We start from the raw sequence: 22736 nt of genomic DNA, 5'->3' as shown, positions 1-22736 counted from the left end.
ACCGCCTCGTAGACCCTATGGGCCTGTCTCAACTTTCACATTCGTCATCCTCGGGCTTGTCCCGAGGATCTAATCACGTCAATTGTAGTCATCCGACGCCAGCGTATTCGGATGCGGCGTATAAGCATTTTCGATGTCGTCGATGCGTTCAAAAAGATCGAGCCACGTTGGGTTCAGCTCTTCGATCAACTTTATTTTCCACTCTCGAAAATAGCGCTTTAATGATTTCTCCCGCTGGATTGCCAAAACGATGTTCGGGTGGGTTTCAAACCAGACCAGATTTTTCGCCCGGTATTTTTCGGTGTAACCCTTCCGTTCAGCGTTTCGATGCTCCCATACTCGTCCAGATAAATCGCTGGTAACACCGGTGTAGATTACCCCGCGCGGTTTATCAGACATCATGTAGACGAAGCCACTCATCCTAACATCCACCGCAGCAGATCCTCGGGACAAGCCCGAGGATGACGAGGAAAACTTAACCCACGCTTCCTTCCAGCGAAATGCCGATCAGCTTCTGCGCTTCCACGGCAAATTCCATCGGCAGTTCCTGAATGACTTCCTTCACGAAGCCGTTGACGATCAGCGCGATCGCCGCTTCCTCCGGGATGCCGCGCTGCAGGCAGTAGAACAGCTGGTCTTCGGAAATCTTCGACGTCGTCGCCTCGTGCTCGAAATGCGCCGAAGAATTCTTCGCCTCGATATAAGGCACGGTATGCGCGCCGCACTTGTCGCCGATCAGCAGACTGTCGCACTGCGTGAAGTTACGCGTGTTGGTCGCCTTGCGGTGGGCCGAGACCTGGCCGCGATAAACGTTTTCCGAAAAACCGGCAGCAATGCCCTTGGCAATGATGCGGCTCGACGTGTTCTTGCCGAGATGGATCATCTTGGTGCCACTGTCGATCTGCTGGTGGCCGTTGGAAACCGCGATCGAATAGAACTCGCCACGGCTGTCATCACCGCGCAGAATGCAGGACGGGTATTTCCAGGTAATCGCCGAGCCGGTTTCCACCTGCGTCCACGAAATCTTCGAGCGGTCGCCACGGCAATCGCCGCGCTTGGTCACGAAGTTGTAGATGCCGCCCTTGCCGTCCTTGTCGCCCGGATACCAGTTCTGGACGGTCGAATATTTGATTTCGGCATCATCAAGCGCCACGAGTTCTACCACGGCGGCGTGAAGCTGGTTCTCGTCGCGCTGCGGTGCGGTGCAGCCTTCCAGATAGGAGACGTAAGCCCCCTCTTCGGCGATGATCAGCGTGCGCTCGAACTGGCCGGTGTTCTTCTCATTGATGCGGAAATAGGTGGAAAGCTCCATCGGGCAGCGAACACCCTTCGGCACGAACACGAAGGAACCGTCGGTGAAGACAGCCGTATTCAGCGTCGCGTAAAAATTATCCGTCGGCGGAACAACAGAACCGATATATTTCTTCACCAGGTCAGGATATTCGCGGATCGCTTCGGAAATCGACATGAAGATCACGCCGGCTTTCGCCAGTTCCGCCTTGAAGGTGGTGACGACGGACACGCTATCGAACACGGCATCCACCGCAACCTTGCGCTGTTCGACGCCGGCGAGGATTTCCTGTTCCTTCAGCGGAATGCCGAGCTTCTCGTAAACCTTCAGCAGCTCCGGATCGACCTCGTCCAGCGACTTCGGGCCGGGCGTGCTTTTCGGTGCCGCGTAATAATAGAGATCGTTGAAGTCGATCTTGGGGTAATTGACCCGCGCCCAGGTTGGCTCTTCCATCGTCAGCCAGCGCTGGTAAGCCTCAAGACGCCATTCCAGCATCCATTCCGGCTCCTGCTTCTTGGCCGAGATGAAGCGGATCACCTCTTCCGAAAGGCCCTTGGGGGCCTTGTCGACTTCGATGTTTGTCTCGAAGCCGTATTTATACTGGTCCACATCGATCTGGCGTACCTGATCGATCGTTTCCTGAACCGCTGCCATGTCGTTCTCCAATCTCGCCGGAGCCAAGGTCCGGTGGCTTGTCAACGTATCAAGGCGGAAAGCCGCCTTATTGATCTTCGGGCAAATCGTTCCGAGCCGTCAGCCGGGGCGGAGCTTATACCCATGTAGGTGCGGGATGGCGCTTTTCACACATCCCGGCAAGCGGAAATTTGCGATTCCGCAATTCTTTGCCGCATTTTACGCGGCCTGACCGGAAAGCTTGCGCCGCCCGGCAATTTTCGTGAACGCCGCAAGCGTCCGTTCTATGTCCGCCTCGTCAGTCGCATGGCCAAGCGAAATCCGGAGCGCGCCGAGCTTCGGATCGCGCCCCATCGCGCTCAGCACATGGCTTTCCCCCACCTTGCCGGATGAGCAGGCCGAACCGGCAGACAGCGCGATACCTTCAATATCGAAGGCGATCTGCCCCGTCTCCGCCTTCAGGCCCGGCAGGGTGAAAAATGTGGTATTGCCGACGCGGGCAACATCCTCGCCGTGAATGATCACGTCAGGCGCACTCATCCGCATGCCGTCTTCCAGCCGTGCCCGCAGAGCGCCAAGACGCGCCGCTTCAATCTCCACATTCCGGGCCGCAACAGCGGCAGCGGCACCAAAACCGATGACGGACAGGGTATTTTCCGTACCCGAGCGATGTCCCTTTTCCTGCCCACCGCCATGGATCAGCGGCTTCGGCATCATCACCTCGCCGCGCGAAATGAGGGCGCCGCCGCCCTTGGGACCACCGAGCTTGTGGGATGAGATGACGAGAAAATCGGCATCGAGAGCATTGATATCGAGCGGAACCCGTCCAGCGGCCTGTACGGCGTCAACAACTATCAATCCGCCAGCCGCATGCACCAGCCGCGCCGCTTCCGCCACGGGTTGAAGAATGCCCGTCTCATTATTCACCAGCATGCAGGCGACCATCGGCAAGCCGGTGGACGTGTCGTGGGAAGACAACAGCGCTTGAAGTGCCGCAAGATCGATCACGCCCGCTGACGTAACGGGAATTTCCGTAACGTCAGCCTTGGTGAAACGGCCACCTTCGCGAAAAGCGGGATGCTCGATGGCGGAGACATAAAGCCGGCCATAGCGGACAGGAGCGCGCCCCATCCTGAATTCAGGCGTCAGCACCAGATTGGCCGCTTCCGTCGCACCGCTGGTAAAGGTGACGTGGGATGCCTCAGCCCCGGCCAATGCCGCGACCTCGCGGCGGGCGGCGTCCACGGCCGTGCGGGCCGCGCGCCCTTCCCGGTGAACGGAGGACGGGTTGCCAGCCACATCGAGCGCGCAGACAAGAACATCCCGCACGGCGGGCAACAGCGGCGCCGTGGCGTTAAAGTCCATATATGTACGCGTCAAAACCGTCATGGCGGTGAGGCTTTATCCAATCTTCAATGCGCAAAAACGCATTTTTCTTGAAATTACAGTTGCGCTTGCCTTATGACACGACCCGAGTGCTTAAGCACACGCAAAGTTTCGAATTATTCTAAACTGCGTTCTAGAAAAGATGACACAGTTCGTCAAGTCTTCTCATTGGAAGAATGCGGTTGGAGAATGAAAAAACACGACCGGAGTACCTATGCCCGAAGTCATCTTTAACGGCCCTGCGGGTCGCCTCGAAGGCCGTTATCAACCCTCCAAGGAAAAGAGCGCGCCGATAGCGATCATTCTTCATCCGCACCCGCAGTTCGGCGGGACGATGAACAATCAGATCGTCTATCAGCTGTTCTATCTTTTCCAGAAGCGTGGTTTCACGACGCTCCGGTTCAATTTCCGCTCCATCGGCCGCAGCCAGGGCGAGTTCGACCACGGCGCCGGCGAGCTTTCCGATGCCGCTTCCGCCCTCGACTGGGTGCAGAGCCTGCATCCCGATTCGAAAAGCTGTTGGGTCGCCGGTTATTCCTTCGGCTCCTGGATCGGCATGCAGCTTCTGATGCGCCGCCCGGAAATCGAAGGCTTCATGTCGATTGCGCCGCAGCCCAACACCTACGACTTCTCCTTCCTCGCCCCCTGCCCATCCTCCGGCCTCATCATCAATGGCGATGCCGACAAGGTTGCACCTGAAAAGGACGTCAACGGTCTGGTCGAAAAGCTGAAGACCCAGAAGGGTATCCTCATCACCCACCGCACGCTTCCCGGCGCCAACCACTTCTTCAACGGCAAGGTGGATGAGCTGATGGGCGAATGCGAGGATTATCTCGACCGTCGCCTGAATGGTGAGCTGGTGCCGGAACCGGCGGCGAAGCGTATTCGGTGATTTGGGGGCGTATAGTTTAGGCAGGTCACGGTTATCGATGGCGGGTGGGGCTTACCCCCCTCTGCCCTGCCGGGCATCTCCCCCACAGGTGGGGAGATCGGCAAGGGGCCTGCTCCTCGACTACACTGCTAGGTTAAAGATGGCCGGAAGGTCGCCACGATTCGATCTCCCTCCTTGTGGGGGAGATGTCCGGCAGGACAGAGGGGGGTAAGCCCACCCACCGTCTTATAATATGATCTTCATGGGGATCGCACCAAAACCCCACCCGTCACCGGCTCAGTCACCCCCGTCGTGCCGGGATAGGTCAGCGGCAGTCCCCTTAGCGAACGCACCGCCAGATAGGCCCAGGCCTCCGCCTCCATCGCCCCGCCGTCAAAACCCGCCTCTTCCGCCGCGATAACCTTAGCGCCCTGTTTCGCAGCAAGGTTCGCAAACTCTTCCATAATCACCGGGTTGAGCCGCCCGCCCCCGCAAACCACATAAGTCCTCGCCCCCTCCGGCAGATAGCCCGCCGATTTGAGGATCGCCGCTCCCGTCAGATGCGCCAGCGTGCGCGCGCCATCAGCAAGCGACACCTCACCCTTCTGCGGCGGCACAAAATCGCTGCGGTCGAGCGAGCGGCGGATATTGGCCGAGAAGAACGGGCTTTCCATGTAGCGCTTCACCAGCGAGGAAACGACGCTGCCGCCCGCCGCCGTCCGGCCTCCCTTGTCGAAAGCCTGTCCCGTATGCGCCTCGATCCACTGGTCGATCAGCATATTGCCGGGGCCGCTGTCAAAGGCGGCAAGCCGGCCTCCCTCGCCGATATAGGTGAGGTTGGAGATACCGCCGATATTGACGAAAACGGCGGGCGTTTCAAACCCATCCGGCAGATTGGCGGAAAGCGCCACGTGATAGGCTGGAATGAGCGGCGCGCCCTGCCCGCCATGCGCCATGTCATTGGCGCGCATGTCATAGACCACATCGATGGCAACTTCTTCCGCCAGCAGCGCGCCGTCGCCGATCTGCACCGTCAGCGCCTCGTCTGGCCGATGCAGCACCGTCTGGCCGTGAAAACCGATGACGTCGATATCGCCAGGCTGAAGCCGGTGACGATTGAGAAAGGATTTGACCGCCGCCGCATGGGCAAGCGTCAGCTTGAGTTCGGCGTCACCAAGATCGCCGGGGCGCTCGCGTCTCTCGCGAATGGATTTGGCCGTGACCAGCGCCTTTTGCCAGATGGCGCGCAGACCGGAATCATAGGGAAAATAACCGCTCGGCCCATGCCGGACCACGCTTTCGCCGTCCGTGCGCAACAGGGCGATATCGATACCGTCCATCGATGTGCCGCTCATCAGCCCGATTGCCGTTTTGACCTCGCCCACGCGCCGCTCCCTTGCAATATCGAATCATGATGACGTGAATCCTCATATTCATGGCCGAAACGGGTGCACATTTCAAAAAACAATGGTAAAGCCCCCGGCGTTCATTGGCTTTCAATGACAGCAAAGATCAAACCAGAAAGAAAAAGGTCATGTCCAGGTTCAAGTCCGATTTCCTCCGCACGCTCGACGAGCGCGGCTTCATTCACCAGATCTCCGACGAGTCGGGTCTCGACGAACTGTTCGCCAAGGAAACCGTGACCGCCTATATCGGCTATGACCCGACGGCTTCGAGTTTGCATGTCGGCCACCTCACCCAGATCATGATGCTGCACTGGATGCAGAAGACCGGTCACCAGCCGATCTCGCTGATGGGCGGCGGCACCGGCATGGTCGGCGATCCCTCTTTCAAGGAAGAGGCACGCAAGCTGATGACGATCGACATGATCGAGGACAATATCACCTCGCTCAAGCACGTCTTCGCCAACTACCTCGATTATGACCGCGCGGAAAACCCGGCGCTGATGATCAACAATGCCGACTGGCTGCGCGGGCTGAACTACCTCGAATTCCTGCGCGATGTCGGCCGCCATTTCTCGGTCAACCGCATGCTGTCCTTCGATAGCGTGAAGATGCGTCTCGACCGCGAACAGTCGCTGTCCTTCCTCGAATTCAACTACATGATCCTGCAGGCCTACGATTACGTGGAGCTGAACCAGCGCACCGGCTGCCGTCTGCAGATGGGCGGTTCGGACCAGTGGGGCAACATCATCAACGGCATCGACCTCGGTCACCGCATGGGGACACCGCAGCTCTATGCGCTGACCTCGCCGCTTCTGACCACCTCTTCGGGTGCGAAGATGGGCAAGTCGGCATCAGGTGCCGTGTGGCTGAACAAGGATCTGCTGCCGGTCTATGATTTTTGGCAATACTGGCGCAACACAGAAGATGCGGACGTGGTTCGCTTCGCCAAGCTCTTCACCACGCTGCCGATGGATGAGATCGCCCGCATTGCAGCGCTTGGCGGCTCGGAAATCAACGAAGCGAAGAAAATCCTCGCAACGGAAGTAACGGCGATCCTGCACGGTCGCGCCGCAGCCGAAGAGGCTGCTGAAACCGCGCGCAAGACTTTCGAGGAAGGCGCGCTGGCTGAAAACCTGCCCTCCATCGAGGTTCCGGCCTCCGAACTCGAAGCCGGCGTCGGCGTCCTGTCGCTCATCGTCCGCGCCGGCCTTGCCGGCTCGAACGGCGAAGCCCGCCGCCACGTTCAGGGCGGCGCGGTGAAGATCAACGACCAGGGCGTTTCGGATGAGCGCCAGATGATCGGCACCGGTGAAGTGACCGGCGACGGCGTCATCAAGCTTTCGGTCGGCAAAAAGAAGCATGTTCTGGTTCGCCCGGCGTAAAAGCTCGCACCAAACCTGTTATCGAGGGCCGCGAAAGCGGCCCTTTTTATTGGAACTCGAAGATTTGCCGGAAAACACCCGGCGCGATCAGCGACAACGGGTTGATCGTCAGCTTCGGCTGGTCAGTCTGGCCGGAAAGCTTGAAGGTGATGCCGAGCAGGCCCCGGTCGCGGCCGTTGCCGAGAATGATACCGATGAACGGCAACTCGCCGAACAGACGGTTCAGGCCATAAGCAGGCATGAAGGTGCCGGTCATGTCCATGCGGCCGTTCTGGTCCTTCAAGAGCCCCTGGAAGGTCGCGCCGATCTGCTCGCCGCGCACCACGCCGTTTTCCACTGCTACCGAACCATTGACGTAAACGAGCCGGGCAAAACCGCGCTGGAACTTTTCCGAGCTGACATCGATGTTGCGGCGAACTGCATTGTTGAGGCTCCTGCCGTCGTCACCCGCCGGTGTGGTGACGATGTCCTGCAACTTCGCCTCGTTGACCACGGCGAAGTTGCGCAGGTCCAGCGAGCCGCTCCAGTCGCTGCCATTGGCGGTCGTCAGCGCCAGATTGAGAAGGCCGCCGCGGATGCGGCTGTAGATATTGGCGAAACGGGCAAGCGAACCGGCATCGCTGCTGGTCAGCGTCACGGTTCCCGTCGCGCCGCGATTGGTGGTCTGCGCCACCACCGCCTGGCCGTTGCCGGTCACGCCGCGAAAATCGATCGAACGCACCTTGCCGTCCCGGACGCTGATATCGGAACTGACATTGCCAAGGATTTCATCGTTGAAACCATAGACCTTGTCGAATTGCGTCTTGATGGCAAGCGAGGGCTGCGAGCGCGATGTGCCGTCACCGCTGCCGGAAGAACTGCGCAGTTTCGAAAGGAACGGCCGGACATCCGCCGATTTTCCCGAGGCGTTGATGATATAGCCGTTTTTGGACGCAGCGACGGAAACGGCGTAATTATCGGAGGGCGACAGCTGCACACGGCTGAGATCGGCTGAAATCAGCCCGTTCTTGCTGAAGGCGATATCGCCGGCTGCGCCGAAACCATCCCCGTCGAGGGAGAAATCACTGATCGTCGTGCGGCCATCCACCGTCTCGGTGGTGAAGGCGGCTTTTGCCGGAATGCCGATGCCCTTGCTCCAGCCAAGCCCCGGCAGAATGATCGACGCTTTGGTCAGATCGAGCCGGATATCCTGACGTTTCGAATCCGCGCCATCGACTTCCAGCACCGTCGTACCACCAAGAACCGAAGACAGTTCCGGCGCAAGCTTGGCGACTTGCGTTTCGTTCAAGGTCGCTTTTAGTGAAAGCGTCGGGGGGACATCGCCGTTCTTGCGCACCGGCTCCGTCATCTCGATATCCATCGGCACGTCGTCCACACGGCCCTTGCCCTGAAGCTTGAGCTGCCGGTCGTTCAACGCCATGAAACCGTCAAGTGCCGTCACCTTGTGGCCGGCAAAGGGCTTCGTCAGCGACAGGTTCTTCAGGTCCAGATCGGCCGTCCACACCGGCGGAGGCGGGTTCTGGCTGGACAGCAAACCGACGGTCAGCTTCGCACTGGCCTTCACGTCACCGGTGAAATCTTCCGGTTTGAACTGCGTATCCTTCAACGCGTTGATCGGCTTCAGCGTCGCAAGCTCGGCAACGGCGTCGGCCGCACCGGCAACATTCAACTCGACATTTCCAAGCAGTGGCTTGTCATAAACGTTGGAGATGAGGAACCGGCTATTCTCCAGCGCAAGCGACCGGTTGGACGGGAAATAGGATGTCGCCCGCTCGATGTCGACGGTCATGCCGCCGCCGACCATATTGAAATGCGCATCGACATCACGCAGCGGCGGAATATCGCCGGTGGTGTTGAGCCGCGTATCGTCGATATCAAAGCGGATCTGCATTTCGCTTTCGCCGAGCACCAGCGGACAACCGGGGCCGCACATCCGCCCCTGCGGAATGAAGACCGCAATCGAGCCATTGGTGACCGTGCCGCCATAAAGGTTGGATACCACCCATTCACGCGGCTTGTGCGCCATCCAGAACGGCCAGAGTTGCTTGACGGCCGTAGCCTCCATTTTCGGGATTTGTCCCACAAAGCTGATTTCCGGCGACCCTACTCCGAAGCGGAGTTTCAGCGATCCCGCCATGTCTCCCAGCGGACCGCTGACGTAAAGAGAGGGCACCTCAAGCTGCTTTGTAGCCGCCGTATACTTTCCATCCGCCTTCACGTTGAAGGAAACCGGCTCCTCGCCAGAGGCCTCGGATGAGGCAATCCCGTTGTCTATCCGCAGCGAAAGACCGAAACCCTCTTCCGTATCCCTGATTTCGCCTGTGACCGGAATGATGGTTCGACCCAGCTCCACCCGCGAATTTTCGATCACAAGGGTGCTTTTTTGAAAATCATAGCGCGCATTGACGGTGCTCGCCGTAAATGGCTGCGCCTCGCCACCGATCAAAAGCGTTCCATTGCCCATGCCGACCGAGACGTCGAGCCTCGGCTCATGCCCTTCGACGCCGCGGCGGGCGACGATGCTGACACCGGTCTTGACGTTCAGCCCCTCGTGCAGATTGCCTTCCGGATCGAATTTTTCAAGGAACGGGCTGATATCAAAACCGTCGATCCGGGCCTGGAAGCCATCGATCATACCGCCCGATCCCGATGTCTTGAGCGAGACGCTGGCGATTTCACCGTTAAACAGCGTCTCGCCATCAAGCGAATAACCGCCTTGCTGGTCGGGTGTCAGCGACAGCTCGCGTATCTCGATGGTGCGCGGCTTTCCAAGCTCACCGGGCGGCAGATGCAGCGAAACGCTGGAAATATCGATTTCTTCGGTCCCGCTGCTGAGGAAAGCCTGGGCGAGTTTGTCGAGTTGCTGGAACGCCCCCTGCAATTGCTGCGGTACGGCGTCGAGCTTGATATTGGAAAGATCAAAACCGTTGCCCTTGGGCAAAAGCGCCGTATCGAGTTCCATACCGTCGGCTTCAAGGCTTTGCACCGAGATGCGGCCGATCAGCAGCGCAAGCGGATCGAGCGCCATGCCGATCGCCCGCGCCCGGCTCAGATGCTGGCCGGATTCCTTCTCGACGATATCCACATCCTCAGCCACCAGCGCCAGCCGCAAGCCAGTAGAGAATCTTATGGCCGAAGAGCCGATCCGGGCGCTGTAGTGCGGCCCAAGCGCCCTCTCCAGCGCCTGTTGCGCCTGGCTGGAAAGCGTCTTGTCGATCGATCCCGTCTCGACGGAAACAATGATGCCGCCAATGGAGAGGAAGGCCAGCACAAAGAGAGCCGCGAAAATCTTGATAAAGGCGCGCGCCATGGAACGCGGTGCCGGGCAATGCACGATGATGGGATCTTCGGCCTGTGCCGAAGGGAGATCGTGCAGGGCAATGATATCGCGCCTGCCGAACTTGACCTTTTCACCCCTGACTTCAGCCATACGCCCGTGCTTGCCCCTGAATAGCTTTTGTTTCGCCGCAACACCGCAGCGGGATGGCGAAAAGTGTAAGCGGTTTTCGTCTGGAACGCCGCTCTAAGTTCCTTAACCCAGATGACGATTCAGATTACAGGTGAATTCGGCCTGAAATCTCAATCGTGATCTGGACGACGCGCGGTTTCGCTATATATCGAATGTGGCGACTTTCACTCAACATCCCGGCGAAAGAAAGGTAGATTATGACAGACTTGACGATTGGCAGCCCTGCTCCGGATTTTACTTTGCCCCGCAACGGTGAAGGAACGGTGACATTGTCCAAACTTCAAGGCAAGGCCGTCATTCTCTATTTCTACCCGAAGGACGATACTTCGGGCTGCACCGCAGAAGCGATCGACTTCAGCGCGCTGGGCGGCGAATTCGAGGCCGCCAATGCCGTCGTCATCGGCATTTCCCCTGATAGCGTCAAAAGCCACGACAAATTTGCCGCAAAACACGCGCTGTCCGTCATGCTGGCCTCCGACGAGGAGAGAAAGGCGCTCGAAGCTTACGGCGTGTGGAAGGAAAAAAGCATGTATGGCAAGAAATACATGGGTGTCGAACGCACCACTGTCCTCGTCGCGCCGGACGGCAGAATCACGGAAATCTGGAACAAGGTGAAGGTTGCGGGCCACGCACAGGCCGTGCTTGAGGCTGCACGCAAACTCTGAAGGCGGAGCTGTCGTGTGACGCCCCCTTTCAAAATCATCTCGCGGTGCGGTGTGGCGAGGCCGGTCTGACGCCGTCCTTTTGCCGCTCGCTGACCGCCGTCAGCCACAGCCAAAACCGCTCTCGGCAACGCAACACAAGCGCTGAAAATTGCTTCCGGCAAAACTTCGTTAACCTTAACGAATTATGATTTCCTGTGAGAAATCGGCCAGTCCGGAGAGAGATTTTGACTGATACAGCGGAAAACCGGGTATTCGGCAAAAAGCGGTCGCAACACGTCCTTATTCTGGCGAGCGGCGAGAAGGTTCGGCATATGACCATTCGGCCGTGGATGGCCGCTCTTGCCGGCTGCACCATTGGCCTGTTTTCGCTCGGCTATCTCGGCGCTACCGGCTACCTTATCCTGCGTGACGACCTGATAGGTGCGACCATGGCGCGCCAGACCCGCATGCAGAATGATTATGAAGACCGTATCGCAGCGCTCAGGGCGCAGGTCGACCGCGTCACCTCCCGGCAATTGCTTGACCAGCAGGTTGTTGAAAAGAAAGTGGAAAAGCTGCTGGAACAGCAGGCGGCGCTGACCTCCAGACACGGGCGCATGAGCGAGTTGCTGGAGCGCGCCGAAAATTCCGGCATCGCCGCCACACCCGCCGCGCCCTCTTCCCTTTCAAACGCCATGGCGCCGGAAAAACGCGCCGACCTGACGGGCGGACTTTCAGCAATTGAAACGCTGATGGCGCCGCGCAAGCCGCAGCGGGAAGAGCCCGCCGCAACCGATAGACGCGCCGCCTACGTGCCTCAATCGGGCGAAACACCGTCGGACCGGGCCGATCGGGTATTTTCCAAAGTGACAATTTCGCTGAAGGATATCGAGCGCCAGCAGATATCGCGCATCGCCAGGCTGACCAACGATGCCGAAGACAAGGCAAGCGCGATGCAGGACATCATCCGGCAGGCCGGATTGAAAATCGACGAAAGCGGCACGGACGATATCGGCGGTCCCTATGCGGCGCCCGAACGCAGTGAAACCGACCCGTTCAACCTGTCGCTGACCAATCTCGACAATGCGCTGAACCGGCTGGACATCGTCAAGGAAACCGCAACCGCCCTGCCCTTCGGCAACCCCGCTCCCGGCAGAACGATAACCAGCCGGTTCGGTAACCGGATGGATCCGTTTCTGGGGCGGCCCGCTTTGCATACCGGCATCGACTTTCGCGCCGAAACCGGCGCGGACGTCAAAGCCACCGGCGCGGGCAAGGTGACGGTGGCGGAAAATTCCGGCGGTTACGGCAATATGGTCGAGATCGATCACGGTCAGGGCGTCTCGACGCGATTCGGCCATCTCTCCGCGATCCTCGTTAAGGCCGGTGAAAAAGTCGAGGCCGGCGATATAATCGGCCGCGCCGGCAGCACCGGTCGTTCGACCGGTCCGCATGTGCATTACGAGGTGCGCCGCAACGATACGCCCGTCGATCCGATGCGGTTTCTGGTCGCCGGGGCGGAGCTGAAAACCTACCTAAAATGATGGGCCTATTTTAACGCTTTTTTTGCGCTTTTTACGATAAATCGGCCGAAACCGCGCCACAGGCCAAAAAGCCTCGTCAGAACCGCGACGTTTCGCGCGCATTTCCCGTTGTTTCCTTGACTTTCCGGCAATTTGGGCATATCCCCGCGCCAAGTCTTTGCAAGTGTCGCAGCGGCACGCAGGTGTTCTTACCGAACCAGAACGGAAAAAGTTCTTCCTTTGACAACATTCTCTGATCTTGGCCTGAGCCAAAAAGTTCTTTCCGCTATTGCAGATGCCGGCTACACGACGCCGACACCCATTCAGGCTGGCGCCATTCCGCCCGCTCTCGAAAAGCGTGATATCTGCGGTATCGCACAGACCGGCACGGGCAAAACCGCGTCCTTCGTGCTGCCGATGCTCACCCTGCTCGAAAAGGGTCGCGCACGCGCCAGAATGCCGCGCACACTGATCCTCGAGCCGACCCGCGAGCTTGCAGCGCAGGTGGCGGAGAACTTCGAGAAATACGGCAAGAATCACAAGCTGAACGTCGCCCTGCTTATCGGCGGCGTTTCGTTTGAAGATCAGGATCGCAAGCTCGAGCGTGGCGCCGATGTTCTCATCTGCACCCCCGGCCGCCTTCTTGACCATTGCGAGCGCGGCAAGCTGTTGATGACCGGCGTGGAAATCCTCGTCATCGACGAAGCCGACCGCATGCTGGACATGGGCTTCATTCCCGATATCGAACGCATCGTGAAGATGATTCCCTTTACCCGGCAAACGCTGTTCTTTTCGGCCACCATGCCGCCGGAAATCCAGAAGCTCGCCGACCGCTTCCTTCAGAACCCCGAGCGTATCGAGGTCGCCAAGCCCTCCTCCACAGCAAAAACCGTGACCCAGCAAATCGTGGCTGCGCATAACAAGGACTATGAGAAGCGCGCGGTCCTGCGCGATCTCGTCCGCGCCGAAGAGGCCGAACTCAAGAACGCCATCATTTTCTGCAATCGCAAGAAGGATGTCGCAGAACTGTTCCGTTCGCTCGACCGTCACGGCTTTTCCGTCGGCGCGTTGCATGGCGATATGGACCAGCGTTCGCGCACCACGATGCTGCAGAACTTCCGGGACGGCAATCTGACGCTGCTCGTCGCCTCTGACGTTGCAGCGCGCGGACTTGATATCCCCGATGTCAGCCACGTCTTCAACTTCGACGTTCCCATTCATGCCGAAGACTATGTCCACCGTATTGGCCGTACTGGCCGTGCGGGCCGTTCGGGCAAGGCCTTCACCATCGTCACCAGAAGCGACGCGAAATATCTCGACGCGATCGAAAAGCTGATCGGCGAAAAGATCGAGTGGCTGAGCGGTGACCTTTCCACTCTCCCCGCGCCCATGGAAAGCTTTGAGAGCAATTCCGGCCGCAGCAGCAGAGGCAGCAAGGAACGTGGCGGCAGGGGCCGCGACAGAAACCGTCGCGACACGGCCACGTCGCCGGTCGAAAACATCAATCAGGATGCACAATCCGCTGCGGTTACCGAGATCGTGGCTCACGGAGACGACAAGGTGAAAGCAGAACGCAGACCGGAAAAGACGCCGCGCAATTCCGACCGCAATACCCGTAATCCGCTGCACGCCAATGACGACAACCGCGAGCGCCGCCGCCACTATCGCGACCATGATGATGGCCCGACCCCGGTCGGCTTCGGCGACGACATTCCCGCCTTCATGCTGATCGTGGCCAACGCCAAGGGCTGAGGCCAGTACCAATATGACGCCGACAATCAAACCAGGGCTCGATTTTCCGGGTGTCGGCGTTGGCCTTGCGATATTGCGCGATGGCCAGCTGCTTCTCTGCCGGCGCCTGAAAGCGCCGGAAGCCGGATACTGGAGTATTCCGGGCGGCAAGGTGGATCACCTCGAATCCTCCCTCGCTGCAGCAAGGCGAGAGGCCGAAGAAGAAACCGGGCTGACAATCGGCAAGGTCGAATTTCTCTGTCACAGCGAATATATCGATACCGAAGAGCGGCACCATTGGGTGTCGCTGATTTTCGTCGCCCACGATACGCACGGCGAGCCGGCATTGACCGAACCGGACAAGCTTTCCGATATCGGCTGGTTTTATCCCGACAATCTTCCTGCACCCATTTCCGCCTTCGCGAAAGACGCGCTGGCCGCCCTGAAATCCTGAAACAGAGCCGAATAAGGGACCGCACGCGCGCCGCCGCCGCAGGTGACGCTGGTCTGTCAATCCGGAACGGGAGGGTCGAAAATGGCGGCAGTCTCGCCTGCCTACAATGAAGGCAATCCGGCAGAGCGATTTCTTTTCGGAAAATATAATAATAAGAGAACAGCTTTGCGTGAAGCTTTTCAAATTCAATTTTAAATTGCTTAAATTAGCTTCATGTAAAAAACCGCCCCAGTTTCCCGAAGCGGTTTATACGTAATGAAAATAATATAATATAGAATGTAATATAGTCTGGCAGTGCTTATAATCGGAACACTTTCCGAGGCTTGTTACAGCCAATTTCAGTCGTCCCCTGAAACACGTATATCTAAGCTAAACATTTACTTTCCGTCAAGCAAATCTTCTCGCAAATGCGAAAAAAGACACGAAGAAAAATCAACGGAAGATGAAAAACGTGAATTTTTACGTTAAATATCAATAATTTAAATATATGAAAATAAAATGTGCACATTTCGCATCTGCACTTTAAAGGGCAAAACGGCAAACATGACATTGCTAAACTGTGCTTATACGCACCGCATGTTACAGATTTATAAAGTAAAAATCCTCTCAACAAGCAATGGAGATACTTCTTCCTTTGCGCGTTGCAAGAGCGACTTGCCGATCCGCAAAAATCAATCCGCCATGAAGACAGTGGCGCGCAATTATATTGGATAGAAACAACCGCAACGTGTCTTGAGACCCTGCTTCCCTGAATCGGACAACTGGCGATCCAAACTGTCGCCTCGCGCAGCACGATATGCGATTATGCTGGGGTTGCGGCGATTTTTCCTTTGGAAAACCGTTTGTTGCCGATAAACATCAAGCGGGACAACAGGATTTCGCGCACGTCATGCTTTCACTTCGCCTGCTAACGATCATCGCCGGTTTTGCCTTTGCGGGCTCAGCAAGCGCGGCGTCGATCGGCATTGTTGCTCCGCAGAACGGGCCATATGAGCTTCTGGGGCAGCAGGTACGGCAGGGTGCGAAGGCCGCTGCCGCAAAACTTGGGCTTGATGTCGTCGAAATCCATGAAAGCTGCGAAGATGGCAGCGGCGGCGCCGTTGCCGATGGCCTTGTGGCCGCCAAGGTCAGCGCAGCAATCGGTTTCCTGTGCACGGAAACGCTCAAGGACGTTCTGCCGCCGCTGAAGGCGGCCGCCATCCCGGCCATCACGCTCTCCAGCCGCGCACCTATCCTGATGGAAGATGCTTTGAAATACGGCTGGCCGCTTTTCCGCCTCGCCCCTTCGGAAAGGGCCGAATCGGAAAGGGCAGCGGAAATCATCCTGCGCGACTGGAAAGGACACTCCATCGCACTTGTGGATGACGGTACGATCTACAGCCGCGAACTCGTCGACAGGATTCGCTCGAAGCTGGAGGAAAACGGGCTGAAACCCACCTTCACCGACACGATGCGCCCCAACCAGGAACAGCAGGTAGCACTGGTGCGCCGGCTGGCGCGAACCGGCATCACCCATGTCTTCATCGGCGCGGAACGCAACGACGTTGCCGTTGTCGCCCGGGATGCCAGTTCCGAGAACATTCCCCTCACCATCATGAGCGGTGACGCCATGAATGCGGCGAACGCCCCCGTAGCACTCACGGCAAATGTGCTCGCCATCACCCGCCCGGCCTATGACACATTGCCATCAGCACAGGCCGTCAGCGGTGAATTGCGCGCCGCCGGCATCGAGCCGGAAGGCTATGTTCTGCCCGCCTATGCGGCCGCAGAACTGACAGCAGCGCTCGCGGAAGCGGCGCAGGCGCAGTCAAAACCCGCGCCGGAAATTTTGGCGACCGGCACTGCCTTCAAAACCGTGATCGGCGATCTGGGTTTCAATCCCTCGCACGAGCTTTCGGACAATCCCTACCGCCTGCAGCGCTGGAACGGCCAGCGCTTCGAACCGGCGGACAAAGCCGAAAAACAATAGGTAGAGCCGTTGCTACGGGAAATTTGAAGACGCTATACTGAAAACCGCCGGCAACCGCGCGGCAGGCCGTTTCAAACCCGGATACTTGATGCTAAAGGCAGCTTACGCAACGCGTCGAGAGGAGTTTGCCCCATGTCCCTGCCCATCCGGATAGCCCCGTCGATCCTGGCTGCCAATTTCGCCAAGCTCGGACAGGAGGTCGCCGATGTCACGGAAGCGGGTGCCGACTGGATCCATCTCGACGTCATGGACGGTCATTTCGTCCCCAATATCTCGTTCGGGCCAGATGTTATCAAGGCGCTTCGCCCGCACAGCAATGCCTTTTTCGATTGCCACCTGATGATCGCCCCCGTTGATCCTTATCTCGAAGCCTTCGCCAAGGCCGGTTGCGACAGCATCACCGTGCATGCGGAGGCTGGGCCGCATCTGCATCGCTCGTTGCAGACCATCCGTACACTCGGCAGGAAGACCGGCGTGACGCTCAATCCCGCCACGCCGCTTTCCGCCATCGAAAACGTGCTTGATGATGTCGATCTCATCCTGATCATGAGCGTCAATCCCGGTTTCGGCGGCCAGAAATTCATTCCCGCCATGCTCGACAAGATCCGCGCCGCAAAGGCGATGATCGGCGACCGGCCGATCGAACTTGAAGTGGATGGCGGCGTCACGGCGCAGACAGCCGGCGCGATCATTGCCGCCGGCGCCAATGCGCTGGTGGCCGGCTCAGCGGTCTTCAAGGGTGATGGCGTCGAAGACTACCGCAAGACGGTGTCGTTGTTGCGCACGGCGGCAGAGGCCGGAAGGTCCTGACCCACGCAGTGAACACGCCGGAAGCAGGACTACGGGGCGTTTGGATGAGGGCTTGATGGACAGCGACAGGCAGGATTTCCGCAATACAATATCGGCATCGCTGTTCCCGCTCCTCGCCCCGCTTGTCTGGGCCGTCTGTTCGGCGGCCACCGCCGCTCTCGGTCTCTATCTCAGAAACCGGCTGGAAACCGACCATGCCGCCGAAATCACTGTGCTGTTCTTCTGCGGCGGCCTTCTCGGCTGGCCGCTGGCCATGGTGGCGCTGCGCTCCCTGCCCGCCTCTGCCAGCCTGCCCCTGCGCTTTGCGGCAAGCTGCTTCGCCATCGCATTCTTCACCCTGGCAGTCGCAGCGGCATTTTTCGCTTTCCAGTACCGCATCTTTTATGCGCAGTGGCACGCGCCAGCCTTTTCGCGCATCTGGTTTTTCCAGCAGATATTCACCTCGCTCGGCGCGATCTACCAATTTTGCATTCTCGGCCTCGGCCTCTATTTTCCGCTTGCCGTCGTTCCGCTGGCGCTGGCGGGCGCAATCCTTTGCCGACGGGCGCATCGAGCCATGTAGCTTTAGATTGAGATTACCGGAACACTTTGCTAAACGGGCAGCAAAACTCCCGCAAAGCCAAGCCTCTCTACGAAGCCAAGCCTCTCTACGAAGAAAGTCATTGCCATGATCCCTCGTTACTCCCGGCCGGAAATGGTCGCCATCTGGTCGCCGGAAACAAAGTTCCGCATCTGGTTCGAGATCGAGGCACACGCCTGTGACGCACTGGCCGACCTCGGCGTGATCCCCAAGTCGGCAGCCCAGACGATCTGGGAAAAGGGCGGCAGCGCCACTTTCGACGTCGCCCGCATCGATGAGATCGAGGCCGTCACCAAGCACGACGTCATCGCCTTCCTGACCCATCTCGCCGAATTCGTCGGTCCCGATAGCCGCTTCGTGCATCAGGGCATGACCTCGTCCGACGTGCTCGACACCACGTTCAACATCCAGTTGGTCCGCGCCGCCGATCTGCTGCTCGCCGATATGGACCGCGTGCTTATCGCCCTGAAGACCCGCGCCTTTGAGCACAAGGACACGGTGCGCATCGGCCGCAGCCACGGCATCCATGCCGAGCCGACTACGATGGGCCTGACCTTCGCCCGCTTCTACGCCGAGATGCACCGCAACCGCGAGCGCCTCGTCAATGCCCGCGCCGAGATCGCCACCGGCGCAATCTCCGGCGCCGTCGGCACCTTCGCCAACATCGACCCGCGCGTTGAGGAACATGTCTGCGAAAAGCTTGGCCTGACGCCTGAGCCGGTCTCCACGCAGGTCATCCCGCGTGACCGTCACGCGATGTTCTTCGCCGTGCTTGGCGTCATCGCCTCATCGATTGAAAACGTCGCCATCGAAATCCGCCACATGCAGCGCACCGAGGTTCTGGAAGCCGAAGAGTTCTTCTCTCCGGGCCAGAAGGGTTCGTCGGCGATGCCGCACAAGCGCAACCCGGTGCTGACCGAAAACCTGACCGGCCTTGCCCGTCTGGTGCGCATGTCCGTCGTCCCGGCCATGGAAAACGTTGCCCTCTGGCACGAGCGCGACATCAGCCACTCCTCCGTGGAGCGCGCCATCGGCCCCGATACGACCGTCACGCTCGATTTCGCGCTGAACCGCCTTGCCGGCGTCATCGAAAAGCTGGTGATCTACCCGGACAACATGCTGAAGAACATGAACAAGTTCCGCGGCCTCGTGCATTCGCAGCGCGTTCTCCTGGCGCTGACACAGGCCGGCGTTTCCCGTGAGGACGCTTACCGTCTGGTACAGCGCAACGCCATGCGGGTATGGGAACAGGGTGCAGATTTCCTGGAAGAACTGCTGGGCGACGAGGAAGTGCGCGCAGCGCTGCCTGAAGACGTGATCCGTGAAAAGTTCGACCTCGGTTACCACACCAAGCACGTCGACACGATCTTCACCCGCGTCTTCGGCAAGGCATAATTTTGGGGTCTCCAAAGTTAATGCCGTCGCGGTCTTGATCGCGACGGCATCAAAGCACAGATATGGGCGCATGAAAGTTTCAGAAGTAGATATCCTCATCGTACCCGGTTACACCAATTCCGGCCCCGACCACTGGCAGACCCGCTGGGAGCGCAAGCTATCCACCGCGCGCCGGGTCGAGCAGGCCGAGTGGACCAAGCCCGTAAAGGAAGACTGGGTGGCGCGGCTGGTGGAAGAGGTGAACGCCGCTACCAAGCCCGTCGTGCTGGTTGCCCATTCGCTCGGCGTGCCGACCGTGATCCATGCTCTGCCTGAGATCGCCCATAAGGTCGCAGGCGCAGTTTTTGTCGCCCCGCCCGATGTCGCCAATCCGGATATCCGGCCGAAACACCTGATGACCTTCGGGCCTTATCCGCGCGATCCGCTGCCGTTTCCGACCATCACCATCGCCAGCCGCAACGATCCCTTCGGCACTTACGAACATGCCGACGACATTGCTGCCGCCTGGGGCTCGATGCTGGTGGATGCCGGCATGTCCGGCCACATCAACGCCGAGTCCGGCCATGGCCCATGGCCCGAAGGCGGCATGGTGTTTGCCCAGTTCCTGAGCCGCCTGAAGACGCCCGAGACCTGACGATCCGGGCAAAGGCGCGCCATGTCATGCCTTGGCCGTTCCATGCCGGGTGTCATTGCTTCATGGCCCGACACAAGAATTGAAGGGAAGATCGGCGCGCCTCATTGTAGAATGCAGTCTTTTCCTTTAAGGGACCGCTTCAAAGACCAAACTTAACGCCGCCAGAATCGGCGTCAACCAAGAGACCTGCTATCATGAACCGTCGCCGCCGTATTTACGAAGGCAAGGCCAAGATCCTTTACGAAGGTCCGGAGCCAGGCACGCTTATCCAGTTCTTCAAGGACGATGCGACCGCCTTCAACAAGAAAAAGCACGAAGTCATCGACGGCAAGGGTGTGTTGAATAACCGTATCTGCGAATACGTCTTCACACATCTGAACAAGATCGGCATTCCCACTCACTTCATCCGCCGCCTCAACATGCGCGAGCAGTTGATCAAGGAAGTGGAAATGATCCCGCTCGAGATCGTCGTGCGCAATGTCGCCGCCGGCTCGCTGTCCAAGCGCCTCGGCATCGAAGAAGGCGTGGTCCTGCCGCGCTCCATCATCGAGTTTTATTACAAGTCCGACGAGCTGGAAGACCCGATGGTCTCCGAAGAGCACATCACGGCTTTCGGCTGGGCCAACCCCGCCGAGCTTGACGACATCATGGCGCTTGCCATCCGCGTCAACGACTTCCTGTCCGGCCTGTTCCTGGGCGTCGGTATCCAGCTCGTCGATTTCAAGATCGAATGCGGCCGCCTGTTCGAAGGCGACATGATGCGCATCATTCTCGCTGACGAGATTTCGCCCGACAGCTGCCGCCTCTGGGACATCGAGACCCAGAAAAAGATGGACAAGGACCTGTTCCGCCGCGATCTGGGCGGGCTTGTGGAAGCCTATTCCGAAGTGGCGCGCCGTCTCGGCATCATCAATGAAAACGAACCGATCCGCGGCACCGGCCCTGTCCTCGTGAAGTAATATCGGCCTCGTGAAGTAATATCGACACCGCAAGGTAAAATCAGGAGAAGATCAGGTGATCAAGGCACGGGTGACTGTTACGCTGAAGAACGGCGTTCTCGATCCGCAGGGCAAGGCAATTGAAGGCGCGCTCGGCAGCCTCGGTTTCGGCGGCGTCGGCCATGTCCGTCAGGGCAAGGTCTTCGATCTGGAACTGGAAGGCGCCGACAAGGCCAAGGCCGAAACCGACCTGAAGGCAATGTGCGAAAAGCTGCTGGCCAATACGGTCATCGAAAACTACGCCATCACCATTCTCTGAAGCCCAAGGAGCCGCCGTCCATGAAATCCGCTGTCGTCCAACTTCCCGGCCTCAACCGCGACCGCGACATGATCGCCGCGCTGACGAAAATCTCCGGAAGCGCGCCCGTCACCATCTGGCAGACGGAAACGGATATTCCTGATGTCGACCTGATCGTCATTCCGGGCGGCTTTTCCTATGGTGACTATCTGCGTTGCGGCGCGATTGCGGCGCGCATGCCGGTCATGCAGGCCATTCGCGAAAAGGCCGAACAGGGCGTCAAGGTTCTCGGCGTCTGCAACGGTTTCCAGATTCTGGTCGAGGCGGGCATGCTGCCGGGTGCTTTGATGCGCAACGCCTCGCTGAAATTTGTCTGCCGTGAAGTGAAGCTCGAAGTCATCAACAACGACACCGAATTCACCCGCGCCTATGACCAGGGCCAGATCCTGCGCTGCCCCGTCGCCCATCACGACGGCAATTACTTCCTCGATACGGATGAGTTGAAGTCCGTCGAAGACAACGGCCAGGTCGTGTTCCGTTATGCGCAAGGCACCAATCCAAACGGCTCGATGAACGATATTGCCGGCGTCATCAACGCCAGGGGCAATGTGCTTGGCATGATGCCGCATCCGGAAAACCTCATCGAAGCCGCCCATGGCGGCAATGATGGCCGCGGCCTCTTCGCCTCCGCACTCGGCGTCATCGCAGCCTGACAGACCGGGCGGGCTTTGAGCCCGCCTTTTTTAATGCCGGCTTTCGGCTAAGTTTCGGCTTCTCTTCTGGATGACCTGATGCCTCGTCTTCTTCGCCACAATGCCTACAAAGCCACCGGATTGCTGCTCGCAGCAGTAGCGCTCGCCGCCTGCCAGCCGAAACCGCAGCCGGCCGCCTCCGTATCCCGTGCGGCCCTGCCGACGATGGAACGGATTGCTCTTGGCGCAAATGCCTGCTGGTTCAAATCGGGCGATGCGGCGTTCAAGGCCTATCGTCTGGCCCCGGAACTCAACTCTTTCTCCGGCCGTCCGCGCATCCTGCTCGTACCGCGCAACAGCCCGGAATCGCGCCCCATGCTGGTCGTTCAGGCAGAAGGCAATCCGGCAAAGCTCGACGCTTTCGGACCCGCGATGAACGAGGCCATCTCCGGCCGCATCGCAACCGATGTCAAGCGCTGGGCGAACGGCGGCAAGGGCTGCTGATTTAGGCATATATCTACGCCAAGAACGTCATCCTCGGGCTTGTCCCGAGGGCCTAAGCACGTCAACAAAATCGATATGTTGCAGATCTTCGGGACACGTCCGAGGGTGACGGAGAATTGTTTTGGC

19 protein-coding genes and 1 pseudogene are annotated in these 22736 nt (G+C 58.9%); 15 read left to right on the top strand and 5 right to left on the bottom strand.

Annotated features, from left to right (window positions below; all coding sequences use genetic code 11):
* Nucleotides 1–78 precede the first annotated feature (78 nt).
* The 3 genes from JZX89_RS10760 to JZX89_RS10750 all read right to left on the bottom strand — a co-directional run bounded on the left by JZX89_RS10760 (nt 79) and on the right by JZX89_RS10750 (nt 3313).
* Nucleotides 79–420: a GIY-YIG nuclease family protein gene (locus JZX89_RS10760; RefSeq protein WP_207134034.1), complete on the bottom strand. Its 342-nt coding sequence runs from the start codon at nt 418–420 to the stop codon at nt 79–81.
* Between the two features lie 55 nt (nt 421–475).
* Entirely contained in the window at nt 476–1945 is a 1470-nt protein-coding gene (sufB, locus tag JZX89_RS10755) for a Fe-S cluster assembly protein SufB (protein ID WP_149897347.1), read from the bottom strand.
* Between the two features lie 198 nt (nt 1946–2143).
* Entirely contained in the window at nt 2144–3313 is a 1170-nt protein-coding gene (locus JZX89_RS10750; protein ID WP_207134033.1) for a cysteine desulfurase family protein, read from the bottom strand.
* A 211-nt stretch (nt 3314–3524) separates the two neighbouring features.
* Here JZX89_RS10750 and JZX89_RS10745 point away from each other — a divergent pair, with 211 nt between their 5' ends.
* Complete coding sequence (locus JZX89_RS10745; protein WP_149897345.1) at nt 3525–4202, top strand: alpha/beta hydrolase; 678 nt, start codon at nt 3525–3527, stop codon at nt 4200–4202.
* Nucleotides 4203–4441: 239 nt separating this feature from the next.
* On the opposite strand, the gene JZX89_RS10740 is transcribed toward JZX89_RS10745, so the two are convergent.
* A complete protein-coding gene (locus JZX89_RS10740) occupies nt 4442–5566 on the bottom strand; it encodes an anhydro-N-acetylmuramic acid kinase (protein WP_207134032.1) in 1125 nt (374 codons plus the stop codon).
* Nucleotides 5567–5715: 149 nt separating this feature from the next.
* Between JZX89_RS10740 and tyrS the strand changes: the two genes are divergently transcribed.
* Complete coding sequence (gene tyrS / locus JZX89_RS10735) at nt 5716–6969, top strand: tyrosine--tRNA ligase (protein ID WP_207134031.1); 1254 nt, start codon at nt 5716–5718, stop codon at nt 6967–6969.
* A 46-nt stretch (nt 6970–7015) separates the two neighbouring features.
* On the opposite strand, the gene JZX89_RS10730 is transcribed toward tyrS, so the two are convergent.
* Complete coding sequence (locus JZX89_RS10730) at nt 7016–10399, bottom strand: YhdP family protein (protein WP_207134030.1); 3384 nt, start codon at nt 10397–10399, stop codon at nt 7016–7018.
* A gap of 236 nt (nt 10400–10635) precedes the next feature.
* On the opposite strand from JZX89_RS10730, the gene JZX89_RS10725 reads away from it, so the two are divergent.
* From JZX89_RS10725 to JZX89_RS10665, 13 genes and pseudogenes are all read left to right on the top strand, one after another.
* Nucleotides 10636–11103: a peroxiredoxin gene (locus JZX89_RS10725; protein WP_207134029.1), complete on the top strand. Its 468-nt coding sequence runs from the start codon at nt 10636–10638 to the stop codon at nt 11101–11103.
* A gap of 224 nt (nt 11104–11327) precedes the next feature.
* On the top strand, nt 11328–12626 hold the full coding sequence (locus tag JZX89_RS10720; protein ID WP_153514047.1) for a M23 family metallopeptidase: 1299 nt from the start codon (nt 11328–11330) through the stop codon (nt 12624–12626).
* A gap of 219 nt (nt 12627–12845) precedes the next feature.
* A complete protein-coding gene (locus JZX89_RS10715; protein WP_149897339.1) occupies nt 12846–14357 on the top strand; it encodes a DEAD/DEAH box helicase in 1512 nt (503 codons plus the stop codon).
* 13 nt (nt 14358–14370) lie between these two features.
* On the top strand, nt 14371–14790 hold the full coding sequence (locus tag JZX89_RS10710) for an NUDIX domain-containing protein (protein ID WP_207134028.1): 420 nt from the start codon (nt 14371–14373) through the stop codon (nt 14788–14790).
* 842 nt (nt 14791–15632) lie between these two features.
* Nucleotides 15633–16759: pseudogene (locus JZX89_RS10705) on the top strand (ABC transporter substrate-binding protein).
* A 132-nt stretch (nt 16760–16891) separates the two neighbouring features.
* A complete protein-coding gene (gene rpe, locus JZX89_RS10700) occupies nt 16892–17569 on the top strand; it encodes a ribulose-phosphate 3-epimerase (RefSeq protein ID WP_149897336.1) in 678 nt (225 codons plus the stop codon).
* A gap of 55 nt (nt 17570–17624) precedes the next feature.
* Nucleotides 17625–18131 carry a hypothetical protein gene (locus JZX89_RS10695; protein ID WP_207134027.1) on the top strand — a complete coding sequence of 169 codons (507 nt, stop codon included), beginning with the start codon at nt 17625–17627 and terminating at the stop codon, nt 18129–18131.
* 105 nt (nt 18132–18236) lie between these two features.
* Nucleotides 18237–19544, top strand: a complete 1308-nt coding sequence (purB, locus tag JZX89_RS10690) for an adenylosuccinate lyase (protein ID WP_207134026.1) — start codon at nt 18237–18239, stop codon at nt 19542–19544.
* Nucleotides 19545–19614: 70 nt separating this feature from the next.
* Nucleotides 19615–20178 (top strand): alpha/beta hydrolase, encoded by a 564-nt coding sequence (locus tag JZX89_RS10685; RefSeq protein WP_149897333.1) that lies wholly within the window; start codon nt 19615–19617, stop codon nt 20176–20178.
* A 194-nt stretch (nt 20179–20372) separates the two neighbouring features.
* Entirely contained in the window at nt 20373–21137 is a 765-nt protein-coding gene (purC, locus tag JZX89_RS10680) for a phosphoribosylaminoimidazolesuccinocarboxamide synthase (protein ID WP_006314097.1), read from the top strand.
* A gap of 55 nt (nt 21138–21192) precedes the next feature.
* The gene (gene purS, locus JZX89_RS10675) at nt 21193–21435 is read left to right on the top strand and encodes a phosphoribosylformylglycinamidine synthase subunit PurS (RefSeq protein WP_207134025.1); all 243 of its coding nucleotides are present in this window, start codon (nt 21193–21195) and stop codon (nt 21433–21435) included.
* 20 nt (nt 21436–21455) lie between these two features.
* On the top strand, nt 21456–22127 hold the full coding sequence (gene purQ / locus JZX89_RS10670) for a phosphoribosylformylglycinamidine synthase subunit PurQ (RefSeq protein ID WP_174373579.1): 672 nt from the start codon (nt 21456–21458) through the stop codon (nt 22125–22127).
* A 78-nt stretch (nt 22128–22205) separates the two neighbouring features.
* A complete protein-coding gene (locus JZX89_RS10665) occupies nt 22206–22610 on the top strand; it encodes a hypothetical protein (protein WP_153514054.1) in 405 nt (134 codons plus the stop codon).
* Nucleotides 22611–22736: the final 126 nt, after the last annotated feature.

This window comes from Agrobacterium burrii (assembly GCF_017313405.1).
GTDB classification, from domain to species: Bacteria; Pseudomonadota; Alphaproteobacteria; order Rhizobiales; family Rhizobiaceae; genus Agrobacterium; species Agrobacterium burrii.
The sequence above is the reverse complement of the archived record's forward strand: the minus strand, read 5'-3'. Positions and strand labels throughout refer to the sequence as shown.